Here is a 14,912-nt window from a genome sequence, read left to right on the forward strand (position 1 = left end):
GGTCAGCTCTCGCTCGTCGCCTGGTGCGGTCTTGTGCCCGATCGGCCGAGGTGCACGCCACGCAGCCGCAAGGCGTTGCTGATCACGCTGACGGAAGACAGGGCCATCGCGGCGGCGGCGATGATCGGGGACAGCAGGAGGCCAGTGACGGGGTACAGGACGCCAGCGGCGATCGGGATGCCGGCGACGTTGTAGACGAAGGCGAACAGCAAGTTCTGCTTGATGTTGCGCATCGTCTTGTCCGAGAGCCGTCGTGCGAGAGCGATGCCCATCAGATCGCCGTTGAGCAGGGTCACACCTGCGGACTCCATCGCCACGTCGGTGCCCGAACTCATCGCGAGCCCGACATCGGCCGCGGCCAGGGCGGGGGCGTCGTTGACACCGTCTCCTGCCATCGCGACCACCTTGCCTTCGGACTGGAGCTTCTGCACGACCTCGGCCTTGCGGTCGGGTAGGACCTCGGCCTCGATCCGGGTGATTCCCAGACTGCTGGCGACGGCCTCAGCGGTGACGCGGTTGTCGCCGGTCAACATGACCACCTCGACGCCCTGTTCCTTGAGGTCGGCGAGCGCCTCGGCCGTGGTCGGCTTGACGGTGTCTGCGATCGCGAACACGGCAACGGGCCGCTGATCGGTGCCCATGAGAATCGCAGTCGCTCCCGTGGACCTGAGCCGATCGGCGACGGCCACCAGAGGCATGGGGTCGATGCCCTCGTCGGCGAGGAAGCGGGCACTGCCCAGTACGACCCGCCTGCCCTCCACGGTGCCAGCGACGCCGCGGCCGACGGGAGAATCGAAGTCGGCCACATCCGCCAGGCCCAACTCGCGCTCCTTAGCAGCATCGAGGATCGCTTGCCCCAAGGGATGCTCCGACGCACGCTCGACCGAGGCGGCAAGGCGCAGTGCGTCGTTGACGTCTCCGTCCCTGTCGGCCAGTTCAATCGTGGTGACTGAGGGCTTCCCTTCGGTCAGGGTGCCGGTCTTGTCGACCACGACCGTATCGACCCTCTCCATTCGCTCCAGCGCCTCGGCGTTCCTGATCAGGACGCCATGCTCGGCTCCACGACCTACGCCGACCTTGATGCTGATCGGGGTGGCCAAGCCGAGCGCACACGGGCAGGCGATGATGAGCACGGCGACCGCGACGACCAGACCGTGGGCCATCCGGGGCTCCGGACCAACCACCGCCCAGACGACGAACGCCAGCACGGCGATCCCGATCACGACGGGTACGAACACGCCGGCGACTCGGTCCGCGGTGCGCTGGATCGGGGCGCGGGAGCGCTGAGCGTCGGCAACCATCGCCACGATCCGCGCCAGCATCGTGTCCCGCCCGACACGTTCGGCACGCACCAACAGGCCACCGGTGGTGTTGATGGTGCCTCCGATCACGTGGTCACCCTCGGACTTGGACACCGGCATCGATTCACCGGTCACCATCGCCTCATCGACCGACGACCTGCCTTCCGTCACTACCGCATCCACAGGGATCTGGTCACCAGGACGTACGCGGAGTCGGTCCCCGACGATGACGTCGTCCAGGCCGATCTCCTCGTCGGTGCCGTCGGCACGCACACGGCGGGCGGTCTTCGGAGCGAGATCGAGCAGAGCGCGAATAGCCCCCGAGGTCTGCTCGCGGGCTCGCAACTCCAACACCTGCCCCAACAGCACGAGAACGGTGATGACGGACGCTGCCTCGAAGTAGACATCGACCGCCCCAGATCCCATGCCGTCGGCCATGTCAGCAGACGAACGGAAGGAGTCGGGGAAGATCTCTGGTGACACCGTCGCGACGACGCTGTAGAGCCATGCCACCCCGGTGCCCATCGCGATCAGCGTGAACATGTTCAGATTGCGGGTTCGAACTGACGCCCACCCCCGCACGAAGAACGGCCACCCGGCCCACAACACCACGGGTGTGGCAAGAACGAGCTGAATCCAGTTCGACACCGACTGCGGGATGGCCTCGCCAATCGCGTCGACAAAATGACCACCCATCTCCAAGACCACTACCGGTACGGCCAGAGCGACACCGACCCAGAACCGGCGAGTCATATCCCGCAGCTCGGGACTTGGGCCCTCCTCGACGCTCGCTATCAGTGGCTCCAACGCCATCCCGCAGATCGGGCAGGCGCCCGGACCGGGACGGCGGATCTCTGGATGCATCGGGCACGTCCACTCAGTGGCAGGCGGCGCGGAAGCCTCCGCGGGTTGGGCCGACGCCTCCGCATGAGGGTGGTGCTCCTCGTGATGGTGTTGGTCGTGATCCGCGTGTGCGTGCCGGTCAGGCGTCTGGTGGCCGTAGCTGGCGTTGTGGTCGTGGTCGGCGGGGGGCGTAGCGTCCCCGGCGTAGGTGACCGGATCGGCCATGAACCGTTGTCGGCAGCCGGCGGAGCAAAAGAAATAGCGCTCGCCGCGGTAGGTCACCGAGTGCGGCGTGTTCGCCGGGTCGACACTCATCCCGCACACGGGGTCAGCGGCATGCGGCGGCGGCTCGTGGGCGTGGCTGCTCATGACCCCATTCTGACTGCCGTCGACGACGATCGCGACCGGCTCAGGTCCTCCGCGAGCCGACCTTCGTCAAACCTTCATGAAATCTGCGAGCCAATCACAAAGGTCGACCTCCAGGCTGGAGCCATGACGGACGGTGCATGGGACGTGACCTGGATCTGGGTGGTTCTCGGGCTCGCGGCCGTGTGGGCTGTGGTCGTCCTCGTCTGTCGCGCGATCATCGGCTCGCGCACCCGAGACGCTGGCCATGATCTGCGGGGCACGCTCGACCACAGGTTCGCAAGCGGCGAGCTTGACCTTGATCCGGACTTCAGCGACGAAGAGCGGCTTTCATGAGGCTCTCGCGCCGTTCGCTCCTGCTCGGCGCTGCGGGCAGCGCCAGCAGCGGCCTGCTCGCCGCCTGCTCGGGCAACCCCGCGATGCAGCCGTCGGGCCTCGCTCTGCCCACCCAGTCACCGATGACTCAGCCTGCGGGGAAACGGGTGGTTGAGCGCACCTTGACACCGCGGGCCACGACGATCGACCTCGGTGGCACGACCATGAACACATGGGCGTACGGCGACACGGTCCCTGGGCCGCTGGTCCGGGCGACCGCGGGAGACCTGGTGCGGATCACCGTTGACAACCAGCTCCCGACCGACACCAGCATCCACTGGCACGGCATCGCGCTACGCAACGCTGCCGACGGTGTGCCCGGCCTCACCCAAGATCCGATCACGCCGCAGTCGCGATTCGTCTACGAGTTTGTCGCCCCCGATCCGGGGACGTACTTCTACCATCCACACGTCGGGGTACAGCTCGACCGCGGTCTGTATGCCCCGATCGTGATCGACGACCCCGCCGAACCGGGCGACTACGACGACGAGTGGATCGTCATTCTCGACGACTGGATCGACGGCACCGGCACGACTCCCGACGACGTCCTCGCCGGCTTGGTCGCCACCAGTTCCGGTTCTGCCGGTCCCATGGGTGGAATGGATGGCATGGACATGGGGTCCGGTTCCTCGATGCCTGGGATGGACGGTATGGACGGTATGGACGGAATGTCGATGGGGTCTCCGGAGTCACCTTTCGGCGACGCCGGTGACGTCGACTACCCCCACTACCTGATCAACGGACGAGTCGGCTCGAGCCCGGACGTCCTGCGCGCCAAGCCCGGTCAGCGGGTGCGGCTGAGGTTCATCAACGCCGCAGCCGACACGATCTTCGCCGTCGCCGTCGGCGACCACACGTTGTCACTCACCCACACGGATGGCTTCCCCGTCCGACCGCAACAAGCCGGTGCGTTCTATATCGGCATGGGGGAGAGGTACGACGCGGTCGTCACCCTCAGGGAGGGTGTCTTCCCGCTCATCGCGAAGCCCATCGGTAAGACCGGGCAGGGATTCGCGCTCATCCGCACGGCCACTGGTGCGGCCCCTACACCAGGCGATGCTGTCGCCGAACTCAACGGTGCGATCCTGATCGGCTCCGACCTGACCCCGGAAGAATCGGCACGCCTACCAGAACGAGACATCGAGCAAGAGCTCACCTTGACCCTGACCGGGCAGATGAGCCCATACGCCTGGGCGGTCAACGGAGCCGCGTACCCCGAGAACCAGCCGCTGACGATCCAGCCAGGCAAACGTATCCAGGTCCAACTTTCGAACATGACGATGATGACGCACCCGATGCACTTGCACGGCCACACCTTCGCGCTGCCAAACGGGCTACGCAAAGACACCGTTCTGCTCAAGCCGATGCAGAAACTAAACATCCAGTTCCAAGCCGACAACCCCGGCAACTGGATGGCGCACTGCCACAACATCTACCACGCCGAGGCCGGAATGATGGCCGCGCTCGTGTACCAGTCCTAGAACCAACGCCAACCAGGGAAAGAGACCAACCTTGCGTACTAAACCACTCGCAGCCGCAGCCTTCGTGGTCATCGGCGGCCTTACCCTGGCCGCGTGCGGCGACAGCGACAATTCGATGCCAGGCATGTCGGGCATGGATTCCTCGACGCCCGCCGAGCCAACCGATTCGAGCCTCAGCATCAACGATGCCGACGTGTCGTTCGCGACCGAGATGATTCCCCATCACCGTCAGGCGGTTGAGATGGCCGGGCTGGCAAAGTCCCGGGCGAAGAACCCCGAGGTCAGGGAGCTCGCCGCGGAGATTAAGGGTGCGCAGGATCCTGAGATCCAGACGATGTCGGAATGGCTGACGTCCTGGGGCGAGCCGGTGCCCGAGGACATGACTGGCATGGACATGTCTTCGTCGATGCCCGGCATGATGAGCAGCGACGACATGGACAAGTTGGCGAACGCCACCGGTAACGAGTTCGACCAGATGTTCCTCACGATGATGATCGAGCATCACGAGGGGGCCATCGAGATGGCCAAGTCCGAGCAGGCCAACGGCTCCTACCCCGACGCGGTCGCCTTGGCCAAGCAGATCGAGGCCGCTCAGACCAACGAGATCACCACGATGAAGGGGCTGTTGGGCTGATGCCGGTGATGTCCGCCATCGAAGGCGCGTTCTGTCGTAGTGATCCGTGGCGGTACCTCGCCAGACGTTGGGTCCTACCTTGGGCGCTCAACGGCCTCGAGCTTCGCGGCGATGTCCTGGAGATCGGTGGTGGTAGCGGTGCCATGGCCGACGGGGTCGCCCGCAGGTTCCCCGGCGTCCGGCTCATCGTCACAGACGTGGACGACGCCATGGTGAGCGCCGCCAGCCGCCGGCTCCAGGATCGCTCCAACGTCAAGGTCGAACAAGCCGACGTCACATCGTTGCCGTACGCCACCGGATCGTTCGACATTGTGACGACCTACTTGATGTTGCATCACGTCGTCGACTGGACCGATGCGCTTCACGAGGCCGCCCGCGTGCTTCGCCCCGGCGGGATCCTCATCGGCTACGACCTCACAGACACCAACCTGGCTCGGCTGACACACCGGCTCGACGGCTCACCACACCGCATGATCGCCCACGACGAGTTGGCGGAGGGCCTAGCTGAAGCCGGATTCAGTGACATCGACGTTGTGCTGTCTGCACGCCGCCATCTCATGCGGTTCCGCGCGACGACGAACGGGCGATGATCGGTGCCCCTCGAACTGGCCTGTGATGCCTGCGACGTCGTTCTCGCCGCCGACACGGACGATGAGTTGGCCGAGCTCGCGACCAGACATGCTCAGAGCATCCATGGGAGCACCCCGACGTGGGATCACGTTCTCGCGCGCATCTACCTGCAAAACGAATGAACGACCGTGGCGCCCGATCCGGAGTGTCCGACTACGTTGACGATCTACGCTGATGAGTATTGGAGGAGTTCAGACATGCTGCTGGCACGCCGACTGGCGATCGGTGGGGTCGCCGCGATTGCAACCGCGCTCGTGGTCGGGATCCCGACAGGGATCATCCAGACGCCCTGGTATCAGCGCATGACCCCAGTCCTCTGGTGGAACTATCCGGTCTGGGCGGCTTCGGCGCTCCTTACGGGTGCGCTCGTTGCAACCTACGTCCGCGATCCGGCGCTTCCCGTTCCTGCTACCCAGGGAGGCAAGACCTTCTTGGGCAGCGTGCTCTCGTTGTTCGCGGTGGGATGTCCCGTCTGCAACAAGCTCGTCGTCATGGCCATCGGGGTCAGCGGGGCTCTCAACTGGTTCGCCCCTATCCAGCCGCTTCTGGCGATCGGATCGCTCGGTCTTCTTGTTTATGCCCTATGGGCGCGACGGCGCGCCGCCCTTGCATGCCGAGTCGGCCCACAACCGACCGCGTCTAATGCTCGTTGAAGTGGACCGCTGTGGGCTGGCGATTAACGGAGCCATCGGGGTGGGCCGGCGCGATCGGTCCAGCGCCGGAGTTCGGTGACGATCGGGGGTGTGCTGCGGAGCAGGACAAGGCCCTTGCCAAAGGGCAGCGTTCGGATCGTTTCTGGGGGCATGACCGGGAGGCGGCGCACGGATCGTTGGAGCGAGCGGGAGCCGTGGTCGCCGACGATGAGGGTGTCGGTGTGTTCGTCGCGTTCGCCGATGAGGGCGGAAAGGTCTTGGAGGTCTTTGGTGGCGGAGGCGCCGCCGAGGATGACCTTGACGATGGCGGCGTCCCAGATGGCGTTGGCGGCGTGGTCGCCCCATTTGTCGCGTGCCTGGGCGAGGGATTGGAGGACGGGCATGGTGGTGATGCCGGTGCCGCCGCCTTCGGCCATGAGCACGGGCATGGAGGGCAAGGGGGAGAGGTTGCCGATCTCATCGAGGGCGAGCAGGAGGGGTGGGTCGAGCCGGGCGCCGGGGGCGGCTGCGGCGAGATGGCGGGCGGTTTCGACGAGGTCTTCGATGAACGCGGCGACCAGGGGCCAGGCGGCTCCGGCTCCGGCGCCGGTGGCGAGTAGGTAGAGGGTGCCGTTGTCGGTGAGGAACTCGGTGGGGTCGAAGGCTTCACCGTTTCGTGGGGTGACTGTGTCGAGAACGCGAGGGTCGGCGAGGGAGGAGAGTGCAAGGGAGACGCCCATCCAGATCGAGTCGCGGGTGCGTGGGTCGGCGCTGATCATGGCCTCGAGCGAGTCGCCCCACCCATCCGCGGCTCCGGTGGAGCTGCGCAGGATCGCGACGGCGTCGTTGGCGAGCGAGGGGTTGAGAGTCCAGGCGTAGAGGTCGGCTGCCGTGCGTTGGTCGAGGGCGGCGGCGTGGAGGAGGGCTTGGAGGGCGGTGCGGGTTTTGCCTTCCCAGAACCCGCCGCTTTCGACGCCGCCGGAGGAGAGGCCCGTAGCGGAGGCCAGCCCGGTGGCGCGGATCATCGCGGTGAGGGGGTCCTCGCAACCGCGTACGGGAGACCAGCGCAACCCCGAGGGGGTGCCCTCGGCCAGGCGCTGGGGGTCGAAGACCGCGACTGGTCCGCGTTCGGCACGGTGATCGATGGTGGCATTGAGGTTGTCTGGTCGGGTGGAGGTGGTTACCACGGGGCCGGGGGCGTCGAGGATCGCGTTGATGACGAGGTGGAGTCCTTTGCCCGAGCGAGGTGGACCGAGGATCAGCATCGAGTCCTCGGCGGAGCTCCACACCTGGTGGTTCCGGGACCTGCCGAGCAGGTAGCCGACATCCTCGGGCCGTGGCTCCGCGAGGCTGGGCCGAAGATTCGCGGCTCGTCGGAGGAGAGCTCGACGGGACGCCGCGGCGCGTACGTCCCGGCTGGTCGCGATGCCCGCGAGACGCCGCGGGTCACGGGCGGTCCGGTGGTGGGTAAGTCCGATCAGGCGCCACGCGAACCAGGCCAGGACACCGAGGACCGCGACGATGGCGGTGGCGATCAGCCAGTACGCGACGGGCTGCTGCCCGGCGGGAAACAACGGATCATTCAGCACGTCGAGGCCGGTGGCCAGGCCCTTTCCACGTACCCGCGCGCCGGTGAGGTGACTGGTCACCTCTGCCGCCATCCAGAGGATCGCGAAGAGGCCCGCCAGCGCGGCGATGAGGCCGAGTCCCAGGTTGACCAACGCGTCATCGATGGGCCGGGCGTTCGGGTTCATCGGTCGGCTCCGAGGAAGGTAAGGGTGCCTGAGGAACGGCCCAGCAGCATCACGGTGCCGCCGCGGCGGGCGAGCACGGCCGCCGGTAGACGTACGTGGGTCGTTCCGTCGTCGGAGGCGGGGTGTTCGCTGATGATCACCGCGACGGCGACTGGCTCGCCCGGCAGGAACCCTGACGCGTACGTATCAGGCTCGTCGCTCGTCGAGCCGGATGCCTCCGTCACGTCGTCGGGGCCGAGCACGTCGCTGTAGATGCTGCCGTCTGCCTCGATGATCTCGACCCGGACGGCGCCGAGATCCGTGCGAACGGCGTCGAGGACGCCGCGTACGGACTCGCGGCCTGCCAGTTGAGGGCCGCCAGGGGGTGTGTAGGTGTCGCCGTTGAGCGTGAAGGACGGAGCACCAGCCTCATTGATGTGGATTCGCAGGTGAGGGTGACGCCAGGAGGTCATAGCCCGATCGCCTCACTCGGCTTCACGTGCTGCACGGTGCGTTCGGCCTGCGGTGCTTTGGCGGTCGGCACGCGAGGTTCGAGTCCGGGCGGTGCCCCGGTAGCGGTCTGGTGTGTGTCGAGTCGGTCGAGGATCCCGAGCGCTGCACGGCGTACCCGCTCGGCAGTGGCTTGGACGACCTCGACAGGGTTCGTCTCGGGCACGGTGTTCGCCCAGGTCGTGACGTAGGGGACGGTGTAGGCGGAGGTGTCCATGCTGTGCGCGGCACCGACCATGAGCGCGACACTTTCGGCCTCGACCTCGGCAATCCCGCGATGGAACGGTGCATCCGGGCTATCGGGATCGGTCAGCAGAACATGCCCGAGCTCGTGGCACAGCGACTTGACCTGGGCACTGTCGTCCATGTCGATGCGGACTGAGACCTCCCGGGTCTGGAAGTCGGTCAGCCCGTTGGCGCCGCCGATCGCCGTGGCGTTCGAGACCAGTCGCAGTTCGTATCCCTCCTCGGTGATGAGGTCTGCCAACCCATCCCAGAGCCCTTCGGGTGCCTCGCCTTTCAGAATCTGCGGTGCGGGAGTAGTCGGCAGATCGTCTCCTTCGGTCAAGGAGATGTCCCAGACGTACGCCAAGCGGACCCCGGTCATCCGGGTCCGGACTGTCTCGCCCGGCTGTGCCTTCTCGTTGGTTGCCAGGCGCCGCCACGACGACGGGTCGGACGGAGTGGACGTGGCGAACCGTGCCGTCTTCGGCGAGAGGATCTGGTAGCCGGCCTCTCCTTTGCGAACCTGACGACCGAGGGTGAGCCATTGCTTGTAGCCTGCGACGTAGGTCGGGAACGGGGTCGGAACGCGACCCTGCTCGTATGCCTCGGCATGCTGGACCGCGATGAGCATCGAGTTCCGAAAGCTGCGGCTCCGAAACTTTGCCGAGAACTCCAGCGCGCGGCGCCAGTCGTCGCCGGTCACCAGTTGCTCTACCGCGGTCGTCAGCCGTTGCTGGACCGCTTCCAACTTCGCTTCGCGCTCGGCTTGCTTGCGTGCCTGTCGCTCGGTGAGTGTCGTCGACATCGTCGCCTCCAGCTGTCGTGTCGAACAGCAGGTGCTCCCGCGGGTCCGCGTCAGCGGGTTCGATGCCTTACCGGCACCGAAGAACGCATCTACAACATCGACCTGGAACGGCAGCCTGCGCCTGACGCCCTCGAAACCGGGGACGTCTGAGTGGGAAGGACCTGCGCATGCTGCGCGCACGTCAGGCACGTTCGAGTTGGTGACACGCGTATCCGAACCAGCGTGAGGCGGCATGGTCGGTCTTGTACTGTGGGGACAGGCAAGGAGTTCGGGAAAGCACCTGAACCACCACCGTCGGTCTCGCGGCACGGGGCGTTGGATTGCGCCTGCGCTACCGCCGCCTTCTCGTTTCGTTACTTCAGGCTGTCGCGCACACTGTGTGTGCGATGGCCGCAAGGGAGCCACCTGTAATGACCATCTATTCGCACCATGCCCACCGCGGCAAGGTCCAGATCCTGGCGACGTTCCGTGGACGGTCCGGACTCGCGTCGTCGACCGTCACGAGCGTGGAGTCTGTCGCTCTCGCGGAGCCGATCGTGGACGCACTCAACCGGGTCTCCGCAAGCGCGACCACGCCAGTAAGCACCTGGGACACACGATTCGGACCTGCAGACGACTATCCGCGTGACCACCTCGATGTGCTGTCCAATCCGAAGGAACGCTCGCAGCTTCTCGACTGTGCCCACAGCCTCTGGTACGTCCTGGCAATGTGGCAGTTGCACGACGCCCTCGCCGATCTCGACCAGGAGTTGACGACGGTGCCACCGCCGGTGCGCACGGCCGTTGAGGCCGAGTTGGCGACCGAAGCAAAGTGGCTCCGGGTCGCCCTCGCGGAGGAGGAGGGAGCCGACGTGTCAGAGGAACCTGGCCAGCGCCTTTGGGAACGCGACGAGCCGTTCGTCTACACCGAGGATCTCGGGCTCAAGGAGCGCGACCGTGAGTATCTCGATCAGCACGACGACTACGACACCGACGCGGATCGCCAGGTCGCCGCTGACGATCTCCGCATGATGCTCGACGCCTACACGCGATGCTCACCGGACGCATTCGTATCCATCAGTCTGGAGGGCCTCGACTTCTTCATCGATCCGTTCGACGACGACTCCGGAAACCACGACTTCTATCTCGAGGTCGGGCCCAAGATGTCGGTGAACCCGCTTGGCCTGCCTGGGTGGGGAATCTCGATCGGCCGGTGGGAAGTCGATGAGGTCGATGACGACGGCGAGGCGATCGGAGCGACGGGCTCGACGTTCCTCGATGCCTCGTTCTCGGACCGCCCACGAACCGCCGATCTCACCGCGCTGCTCGAAGCCAGCCACAGCCAGATCGCATCGTGGGCGACGGCTGCTATCGGAGACACACTCGACGGAACGACGCTCGTTGTGACCGCGCGCATGAGGTAGAAGCAACTGGACCGGTCAGCGTCGCCAGATCGCGCGCGACGCTGACGGTGTCCAGTTCCGACAAACCCGTTGTAGATCGATTGGGTCGCTGGAACGCACGTCTTGCTCGACGATGGCTGTCTGATCGCCCGTACGCTGCTGCTACTCGACCGGCATGAGTAATGCGCTGTACATTCGTGGTCCGGTATTGCGACCTGCGGAACCTACAGGACTGGCCCGCGGACTTCTTGTGGCCAGCCGCACCCCTCCGCGAGTCGGCCGGCCCAGTACTTGGCGGTCTCGACGTCGGGTACGTCGATGACGACGAAGCCGCCGATGTGCTCTTTGGTCTCGACGTAGGGGCCGTCGGTGACCACGGCGGTGCCGCTGGTGGCGTCGGCGCTGTGGACGGTGTGGCCGTCTGCCAGGCCACCGCCGAACACCCAGACGCCGGCGTCCATCATCTCGCGGCTGACGGCGCTGGACGGCTCCACTCTGCTCTGGAACCACTCTTCGGTGTGGTCGCCGCACCATGGGGCGTTGAAGTAGATGATGTAGTTCGCCATGTCGACTCCTCGAAGGGCAGGGCGGACTGGATGTCCGCTCTCTACTGTTCCACGAACGGGCGCGGCTAGATTCGACAGTCGGGCGACCTCAGTTTCGGGAACGGCACGTTGGTTGGAATGGCAGGTGCAGTCGTAACCAGTTAGCGGCGATCGCGCATGCGCCCAGCGGTGTCGAAGAGGGATAGTTCGGCGGGATGGAGCTGGTGCTGGCAGACGAAGGATCGTTCCTTGATCCGCCACAGCCCCCGACCCGTGCTCAGCGTTGGAAGCAGGCTTTGCTCGGTCGAGGTGAGTCCGAGCGCCGCTGCGGTGTTGCCGAGTTGGTCGGCTTCCTGCCGGTAGATGATCCGGGTTTCGGCGTTGGAGAGCAGGGATGAGGCGAGGGCGCGCATGGCGGTGCCGGAGTCGCCGACGTTGTCGAGGTCGCTCAGCTTGTGGAAGATCAGCATGTTGGCGATCCCATAGTGGCGGGCGAGTCGCCAGTGGGCGTCCATCCGGCGGAGCAGGGCGGGGTGGGACATGAGGCGCCAGGCTTCGTCGTACACGACCCACCGCTGCCCGCCGTCGGGGTCCAGGAGCGCGGATTCCATCCAGGCTGAGGCGCAGGTCATCAGCACGGAGATCAGCATGGCGTTCTCGGTGACGCGGGACAGGTCCAGCGAGATCATGGGCAGCGTGGGGTCGAACCGTACGGTTGAGGGTCCGTCGAAAAGTCCGGCGAGGTCACCCGCAACGAGTCGGCGGAGGGCATGGGCGGCGAGGCGGCCATCGTCGGTGAGCCGGTGGTCCGGGTCGTCGGCGGGGTCGGGGGAAAGAAGCCGGTCGACGACGAGGGGGAGGATCGGGACCTCGTACGACCGGACGACTGCGCCCAGCGCGACGTCGATCGCAGTGTGCTCGAGTGGTGTGAGGGCCCTGTCGAGGACGGTTTCGGCGAGAGCTCCGAGGAGGTCGCGGCGGCGTGCGGTGACCTGAGCGGCCCACTGGACGTCGTCGAGCCCCGCCGGGCGGTGACCCTCGTCGAGGGGGTTGAGGCGGTTGGTCATGCCGTGGCCGAGGGCGATGGCGCGTCCGCCGACGGCTTCGGCCACAGGGGTGTGTTCGCCTTTGGGGTCGCCGGGGACGTACACACGTCTCCCGAACGGGATGGACCGGCTATAGAGGCTCTTGGCCAGTGATGACTTCCCGGAGCCGACGATTCCGGCGAGGACGACGTTGGGGGCGGTGATCTGTCCGCGGGCGTAGAGGACCCAGGGGTCGTAGACGAACGAGCTGCCGGAGTAGAGGTCCTGGCCGACGAAGATGCCGTCGGCGCCGAGTCCGCCCTCGGCGAGGAAGGGGTACGCGCCGCCCCAAGTTGCGGAGGTGTCTTGGTGCTTCGGAAGGCGGAGTCGTCCATGCGTACGCAGCATGGCCGGTCCGGCCTCACCTGCTGGACCGATCATCGGCGGCTCGTGCTCGACATCCGAGGCAAGGTCGGCGGCCCGGTTCCGTGCGTGCCAGTCGGAGAGCAGTTGGGCGGTGGCACGGCGTCGCTTCTTGCGGTCTCGCCGACGCTCGTGGGCAGGAGAAACAAGCGTGGCAGCGTGGAGCCGTTCCTCTCGGGTCACAGTGTGATCCCGTTGCCGGGGATGCTGGTGGTTCGGGCGGTCTGTTCGACGGGACGTGAGTATGCGATTCTGGCCTCGATCTCGCGGGCGTGGTCGACGACTTTGGCAATCTGGCGGGTCATCTCGGCGGCCCGGTGGAGTTCCCACGACACCTGATAGGAGGCGCTGTACCCAGTCCGCGAGCTGTCGGCCACGACGGGCCGGATGTCGTGCCGTTTCAGGGTGTCGTGGAAGCCACCGATCTGGTTGAGCGTCTGCCCCATCGAGGTGATCGCTTGGGAGAGGGCACCCAGCAGGTCGTAGACCACCGAGGGGTCCTCGAGGTTCCTGGTCGCGTGCGCGAGGCCGCGCAGTGCTTGGCGGGCTTCCTCTGCGTCCTTGGTCGGGTCGTTGAAGGTCGGCATCGTGTCCTCCTGCTTTGAAAGGGTGATCAGCAGGCAGGTGCGACCTTGACTCCAGCAGGGACGCCGCGCGGGTCAGACTTGGTCGGTGACGAGATGAGTTCGGCGAAAGCCTCCCGTTCGCCCTCGGCATCGCTCGCGCTGGTCGTCTCGCGGGGATACGTCGCGCGATGAGATCACACCGTGTGTCAGCAGCTCAGTCGATCAAGTCCATCATTTCTGGCTATGTGGCCGCTAAACGCAGAAACCTGATCGCGTGGAAGGCCGTATAAGGGCAAGATCATGTGTGTAGATGAAGATCAGGAGAAGATGCAATGGCGAAGCGACCCGCCTGGTGGCACACCATGCAGGAGGCGCGTCGGCAGGCGTGCCTGGCCGTGGACTTCTACAACCGACCGGGCGACCGCGCGAGCTACCTAGACTTCGTGGTGCACATGCACCTCGCCTGGCAGGACCTGCTCCACGCTGATCTGACGCGACGCGGCGTGAACTTGCACTACCGGCAGAAGGGCAGCCGTCGCTACGAGCGTCTGCCGAATGGCGACAAGAAGTCTTGGGATCTCGCGAAGTGTCTGAAGGAGGAGTTCTCCGCGAGCGACCCCACCCGCGCCAACATCGAGTTCTTCATCGGACTGCGCAACAAGATCGAGCACAGGTTTCAGACCGCGACGATGATCGAGACCGCGCCGCACGCGCACGCATTGGTCATCAACTTCGAGGCCGAGTTAGTCCGGCGTTTCGGTTCCGTGTACAGCCTGGGGTCTGAGCTCCGTTTCCCGGTCTTCGTTCAATCGCTGACGCCTGAAGGGCTCAAGCAGCAGAAGGCGCTGCGCCGCGGTGTTCCCGCAGCGACCAAGTCGTACGTGACTAAGTTCGAGGCGAGTCTCGATCCCGCTGTCTTGGCCGATGAGCGATTCGTGTACAGAGTCATGATGACCCCGATCAAGGGGCCTAAGACCGAGGCTGACATGGCGCTGAGATTCGTGCGCATGGAAGATCTCTCGGCCGAGGACCAGCGCGTGATGATCGAGAGCGAGGGCCGCGCGGTCATCATCGAGAAGCTGCGTGATGTAGCGCTGAAGGATGAGCTTCTGCCAGCCGCGGCGGCGCGGGCAGTGGAGTGCCTGATCCCGTTCAAGTTCAGCACCAACGACTTCACGGCAGCACGCCATCATCTCGGCGTGGGGCCGGACAAGGGTGGCAAAGGACGGCTGCCGAAGAGCACGAGCGAACTGTGCGTTTGGATCGAGTCCACGAAGCAGTGGGTCTACACGCAGAAGTTCATTCGCCAGGTTGCCGACCTCGTTGCGACCGCGGATGGCTACCGAGCGGCTATCGGACGGGGGCCGGTGGTGAAGCCCGCTACAGCAGTTCCTGCGGCTTGAGCGGGTGGCCAAACCCGATCGGCTATGACAATG

The 14,912-nt window shown here is 65.7% G+C and carries 15 protein-coding genes and 1 pseudogene; 8 read left to right on the forward strand and 8 right to left on the reverse strand.

Annotated features, from left to right (window positions below):
• Nucleotides 1-2: 2 nt before the first annotated feature.
• Both BJ988_RS08595 and BJ988_RS31555 read right to left on the reverse strand, forming a co-directional pair.
• Entirely contained in the window at nt 3-1,844 is a 1,842-nt protein-coding gene (locus tag BJ988_RS08595; protein ID WP_425490917.1) for a copper-translocating P-type ATPase, read from the reverse strand.
• Between the two features lie 267 nt (nt 1,845-2,111).
• A pseudogene (locus BJ988_RS31555) lies at nt 2,112-2,513 on the reverse strand (YHS domain-containing protein); the annotation flags it as partial.
• A 123-nt stretch (nt 2,514-2,636) separates the two neighbouring features.
• On the opposite strand from BJ988_RS31555, the gene BJ988_RS08600 reads away from it, so the two are divergent.
• The 6 genes from BJ988_RS08600 to BJ988_RS08620 all read left to right on the forward strand — a co-directional run bounded on the left by BJ988_RS08600 (nt 2,637) and on the right by BJ988_RS08620 (nt 6,283).
• Complete coding sequence (locus BJ988_RS08600; RefSeq protein ID WP_141780810.1) at nt 2,637-2,846, forward strand: hypothetical protein; 210 nt, start codon at nt 2,637-2,639, stop codon at nt 2,844-2,846.
• A complete protein-coding gene (locus tag BJ988_RS08605; RefSeq protein ID WP_141780809.1) occupies nt 2,843-4,366 on the forward strand; it encodes a multicopper oxidase family protein in 1,524 nt (507 codons plus the stop codon). Before BJ988_RS08600 ends, BJ988_RS08605 begins: the two co-directional genes overlap by 4 nt.
• A 64-nt stretch (nt 4,367-4,430) precedes the next feature.
• A complete protein-coding gene (locus BJ988_RS08610; protein WP_246088106.1) occupies nt 4,431-5,000 on the forward strand; it encodes a DUF305 domain-containing protein in 570 nt (189 codons plus the stop codon).
• An 8-nt stretch (nt 5,001-5,008) separates the two neighbouring features.
• Nucleotides 5,009-5,590 (forward strand): class I SAM-dependent methyltransferase, encoded by a 582-nt coding sequence (locus tag BJ988_RS08615; protein WP_281365474.1) that lies wholly within the window; start codon nt 5,009-5,011, stop codon nt 5,588-5,590.
• A gap of 3 nt (nt 5,591-5,593) precedes the next feature.
• Entirely contained in the window at nt 5,594-5,752 is a 159-nt protein-coding gene (locus BJ988_RS31645; RefSeq protein WP_141780806.1) for a DUF1059 domain-containing protein, read from the forward strand.
• A 75-nt stretch (nt 5,753-5,827) separates the two neighbouring features.
• Nucleotides 5,828-6,283 carry a hypothetical protein gene (locus BJ988_RS08620; RefSeq protein WP_141780805.1) on the forward strand — a complete coding sequence of 152 codons (456 nt, stop codon included), beginning with the start codon at nt 5,828-5,830 and terminating at the stop codon, nt 6,281-6,283.
• A gap of 23 nt (nt 6,284-6,306) precedes the next feature.
• Here the strand turns inward: BJ988_RS08620 and BJ988_RS08625 are convergent, their stop codons facing one another.
• The 3 genes from BJ988_RS08625 to BJ988_RS08635 are packed head-to-tail and all read right to left on the reverse strand — an operon-like array spanning nt 6,307 to nt 9,535.
• Nucleotides 6,307-8,016: a type IV secretory system conjugative DNA transfer family protein gene (locus BJ988_RS08625; protein WP_179657647.1), complete on the reverse strand. Its 1,710-nt coding sequence runs from the start codon at nt 8,014-8,016 to the stop codon at nt 6,307-6,309.
• Entirely contained in the window at nt 8,013-8,468 is a 456-nt protein-coding gene (locus BJ988_RS08630) for a hypothetical protein (RefSeq protein ID WP_179657648.1), read from the reverse strand. The genes BJ988_RS08625 and BJ988_RS08630 overlap by 4 nt, the downstream gene beginning before the upstream one ends.
• The gene (locus BJ988_RS08635) at nt 8,465-9,535 is read right to left on the reverse strand and encodes an ArdC family protein (RefSeq protein WP_141780802.1); all 1,071 of its coding nucleotides are present in this window, start codon (nt 9,533-9,535) and stop codon (nt 8,465-8,467) included. Before BJ988_RS08635 ends, BJ988_RS08630 begins: the two co-directional genes overlap by 4 nt.
• 320 nt (nt 9,536-9,855) lie before the next feature.
• Here BJ988_RS08635 and BJ988_RS08640 point away from each other — a divergent pair, with 320 nt between their 5' ends.
• Nucleotides 9,856-10,938, forward strand: a complete 1,083-nt coding sequence (locus tag BJ988_RS08640) for a hypothetical protein (RefSeq protein WP_179657649.1) — start codon at nt 9,856-9,858, stop codon at nt 10,936-10,938.
• Between the two features lie 203 nt (nt 10,939-11,141).
• On the opposite strand, the gene BJ988_RS08645 is transcribed toward BJ988_RS08640, so the two are convergent.
• From BJ988_RS08645 to BJ988_RS08655, 3 genes are all read right to left on the reverse strand, one after another.
• Nucleotides 11,142-11,483, reverse strand: coding sequence for a YciI family protein (locus tag BJ988_RS08645; RefSeq protein ID WP_179657650.1), 342 nt, complete (start codon nt 11,481-11,483; stop codon nt 11,142-11,144).
• 140 nt (nt 11,484-11,623) lie between these two features.
• Nucleotides 11,624-13,093, reverse strand: coding sequence for an ATP-binding protein (locus tag BJ988_RS08650; RefSeq protein WP_179657651.1), 1,470 nt, complete (start codon nt 13,091-13,093; stop codon nt 11,624-11,626).
• The gene (locus BJ988_RS08655; RefSeq protein ID WP_179657652.1) at nt 13,090-13,497 is read right to left on the reverse strand and encodes a hypothetical protein; all 408 of its coding nucleotides are present in this window, start codon (nt 13,495-13,497) and stop codon (nt 13,090-13,092) included. The genes BJ988_RS08650 and BJ988_RS08655 overlap by 4 nt, the downstream gene beginning before the upstream one ends.
• Before the next feature lie 311 nt (nt 13,498-13,808).
• Between BJ988_RS08655 and BJ988_RS08660 the strand changes: the two genes are divergently transcribed.
• Entirely contained in the window at nt 13,809-14,879 is a 1,071-nt protein-coding gene (locus BJ988_RS08660; protein ID WP_141780797.1) for a DUF3644 domain-containing protein, read from the forward strand.
• The last annotated feature ends 33 nt before the right edge of the window (nt 14,880-14,912 follow it).

The organism is Nocardioides panzhihuensis (assembly GCF_013408335.1).
Taxonomy (GTDB): Bacteria; Actinomycetota; Actinomycetes; order Propionibacteriales; family Nocardioidaceae; genus Nocardioides; species Nocardioides panzhihuensis.

Coding starts and splice junctions, on each gene's coding strand:
- BJ988_RS08595 (WP_425490917.1), bottom strand. CDS start 1,844: ATGTTCACGCTGATCGCGATGGGCACCGGGGTGGCATGGCTCTACAGC.
- BJ988_RS08600 (WP_141780810.1), top strand. CDS start 2,637: ATGACGGACGGTGCATGGGACGTGACCTGGATCTGGGTGGTTCTCGGG.
- BJ988_RS08605 (WP_141780809.1), top strand. CDS start 2,843: ATGAGGCTCTCGCGCCGTTCGCTCCTGCTCGGCGCTGCGGGCAGCGCC.
- BJ988_RS08615 (WP_281365474.1), top strand. CDS start 5,009: ATGTCCGCCATCGAAGGCGCGTTCTGTCGTAGTGATCCGTGGCGGTAC.
- BJ988_RS08620 (WP_141780805.1), top strand. CDS start 5,828: ATGCTGCTGGCACGCCGACTGGCGATCGGTGGGGTCGCCGCGATTGCA.
- BJ988_RS08625 (WP_179657647.1), bottom strand. CDS start 8,016: ATGAACCCGAACGCCCGGCCCATCGATGACGCGTTGGTCAACCTGGGA.
- BJ988_RS08630 (WP_179657648.1), bottom strand. CDS start 8,468: ATGACCTCCTGGCGTCACCCTCACCTGCGAATCCACATCAATGAGGCT.
- BJ988_RS08635 (WP_141780802.1), bottom strand. CDS start 9,535: ATGTCGACGACACTCACCGAGCGACAGGCACGCAAGCAAGCCGAGCGC.
- BJ988_RS08645 (WP_179657650.1), bottom strand. CDS start 11,483: ATGGCGAACTACATCATCTACTTCAACGCCCCATGGTGCGGCGACCAC.
- BJ988_RS08655 (WP_179657652.1), bottom strand. CDS start 13,497: ATGCCGACCTTCAACGACCCGACCAAGGACGCAGAGGAAGCCCGCCAA.
- BJ988_RS08660 (WP_141780797.1), top strand. CDS start 13,809: ATGGCGAAGCGACCCGCCTGGTGGCACACCATGCAGGAGGCGCGTCGG.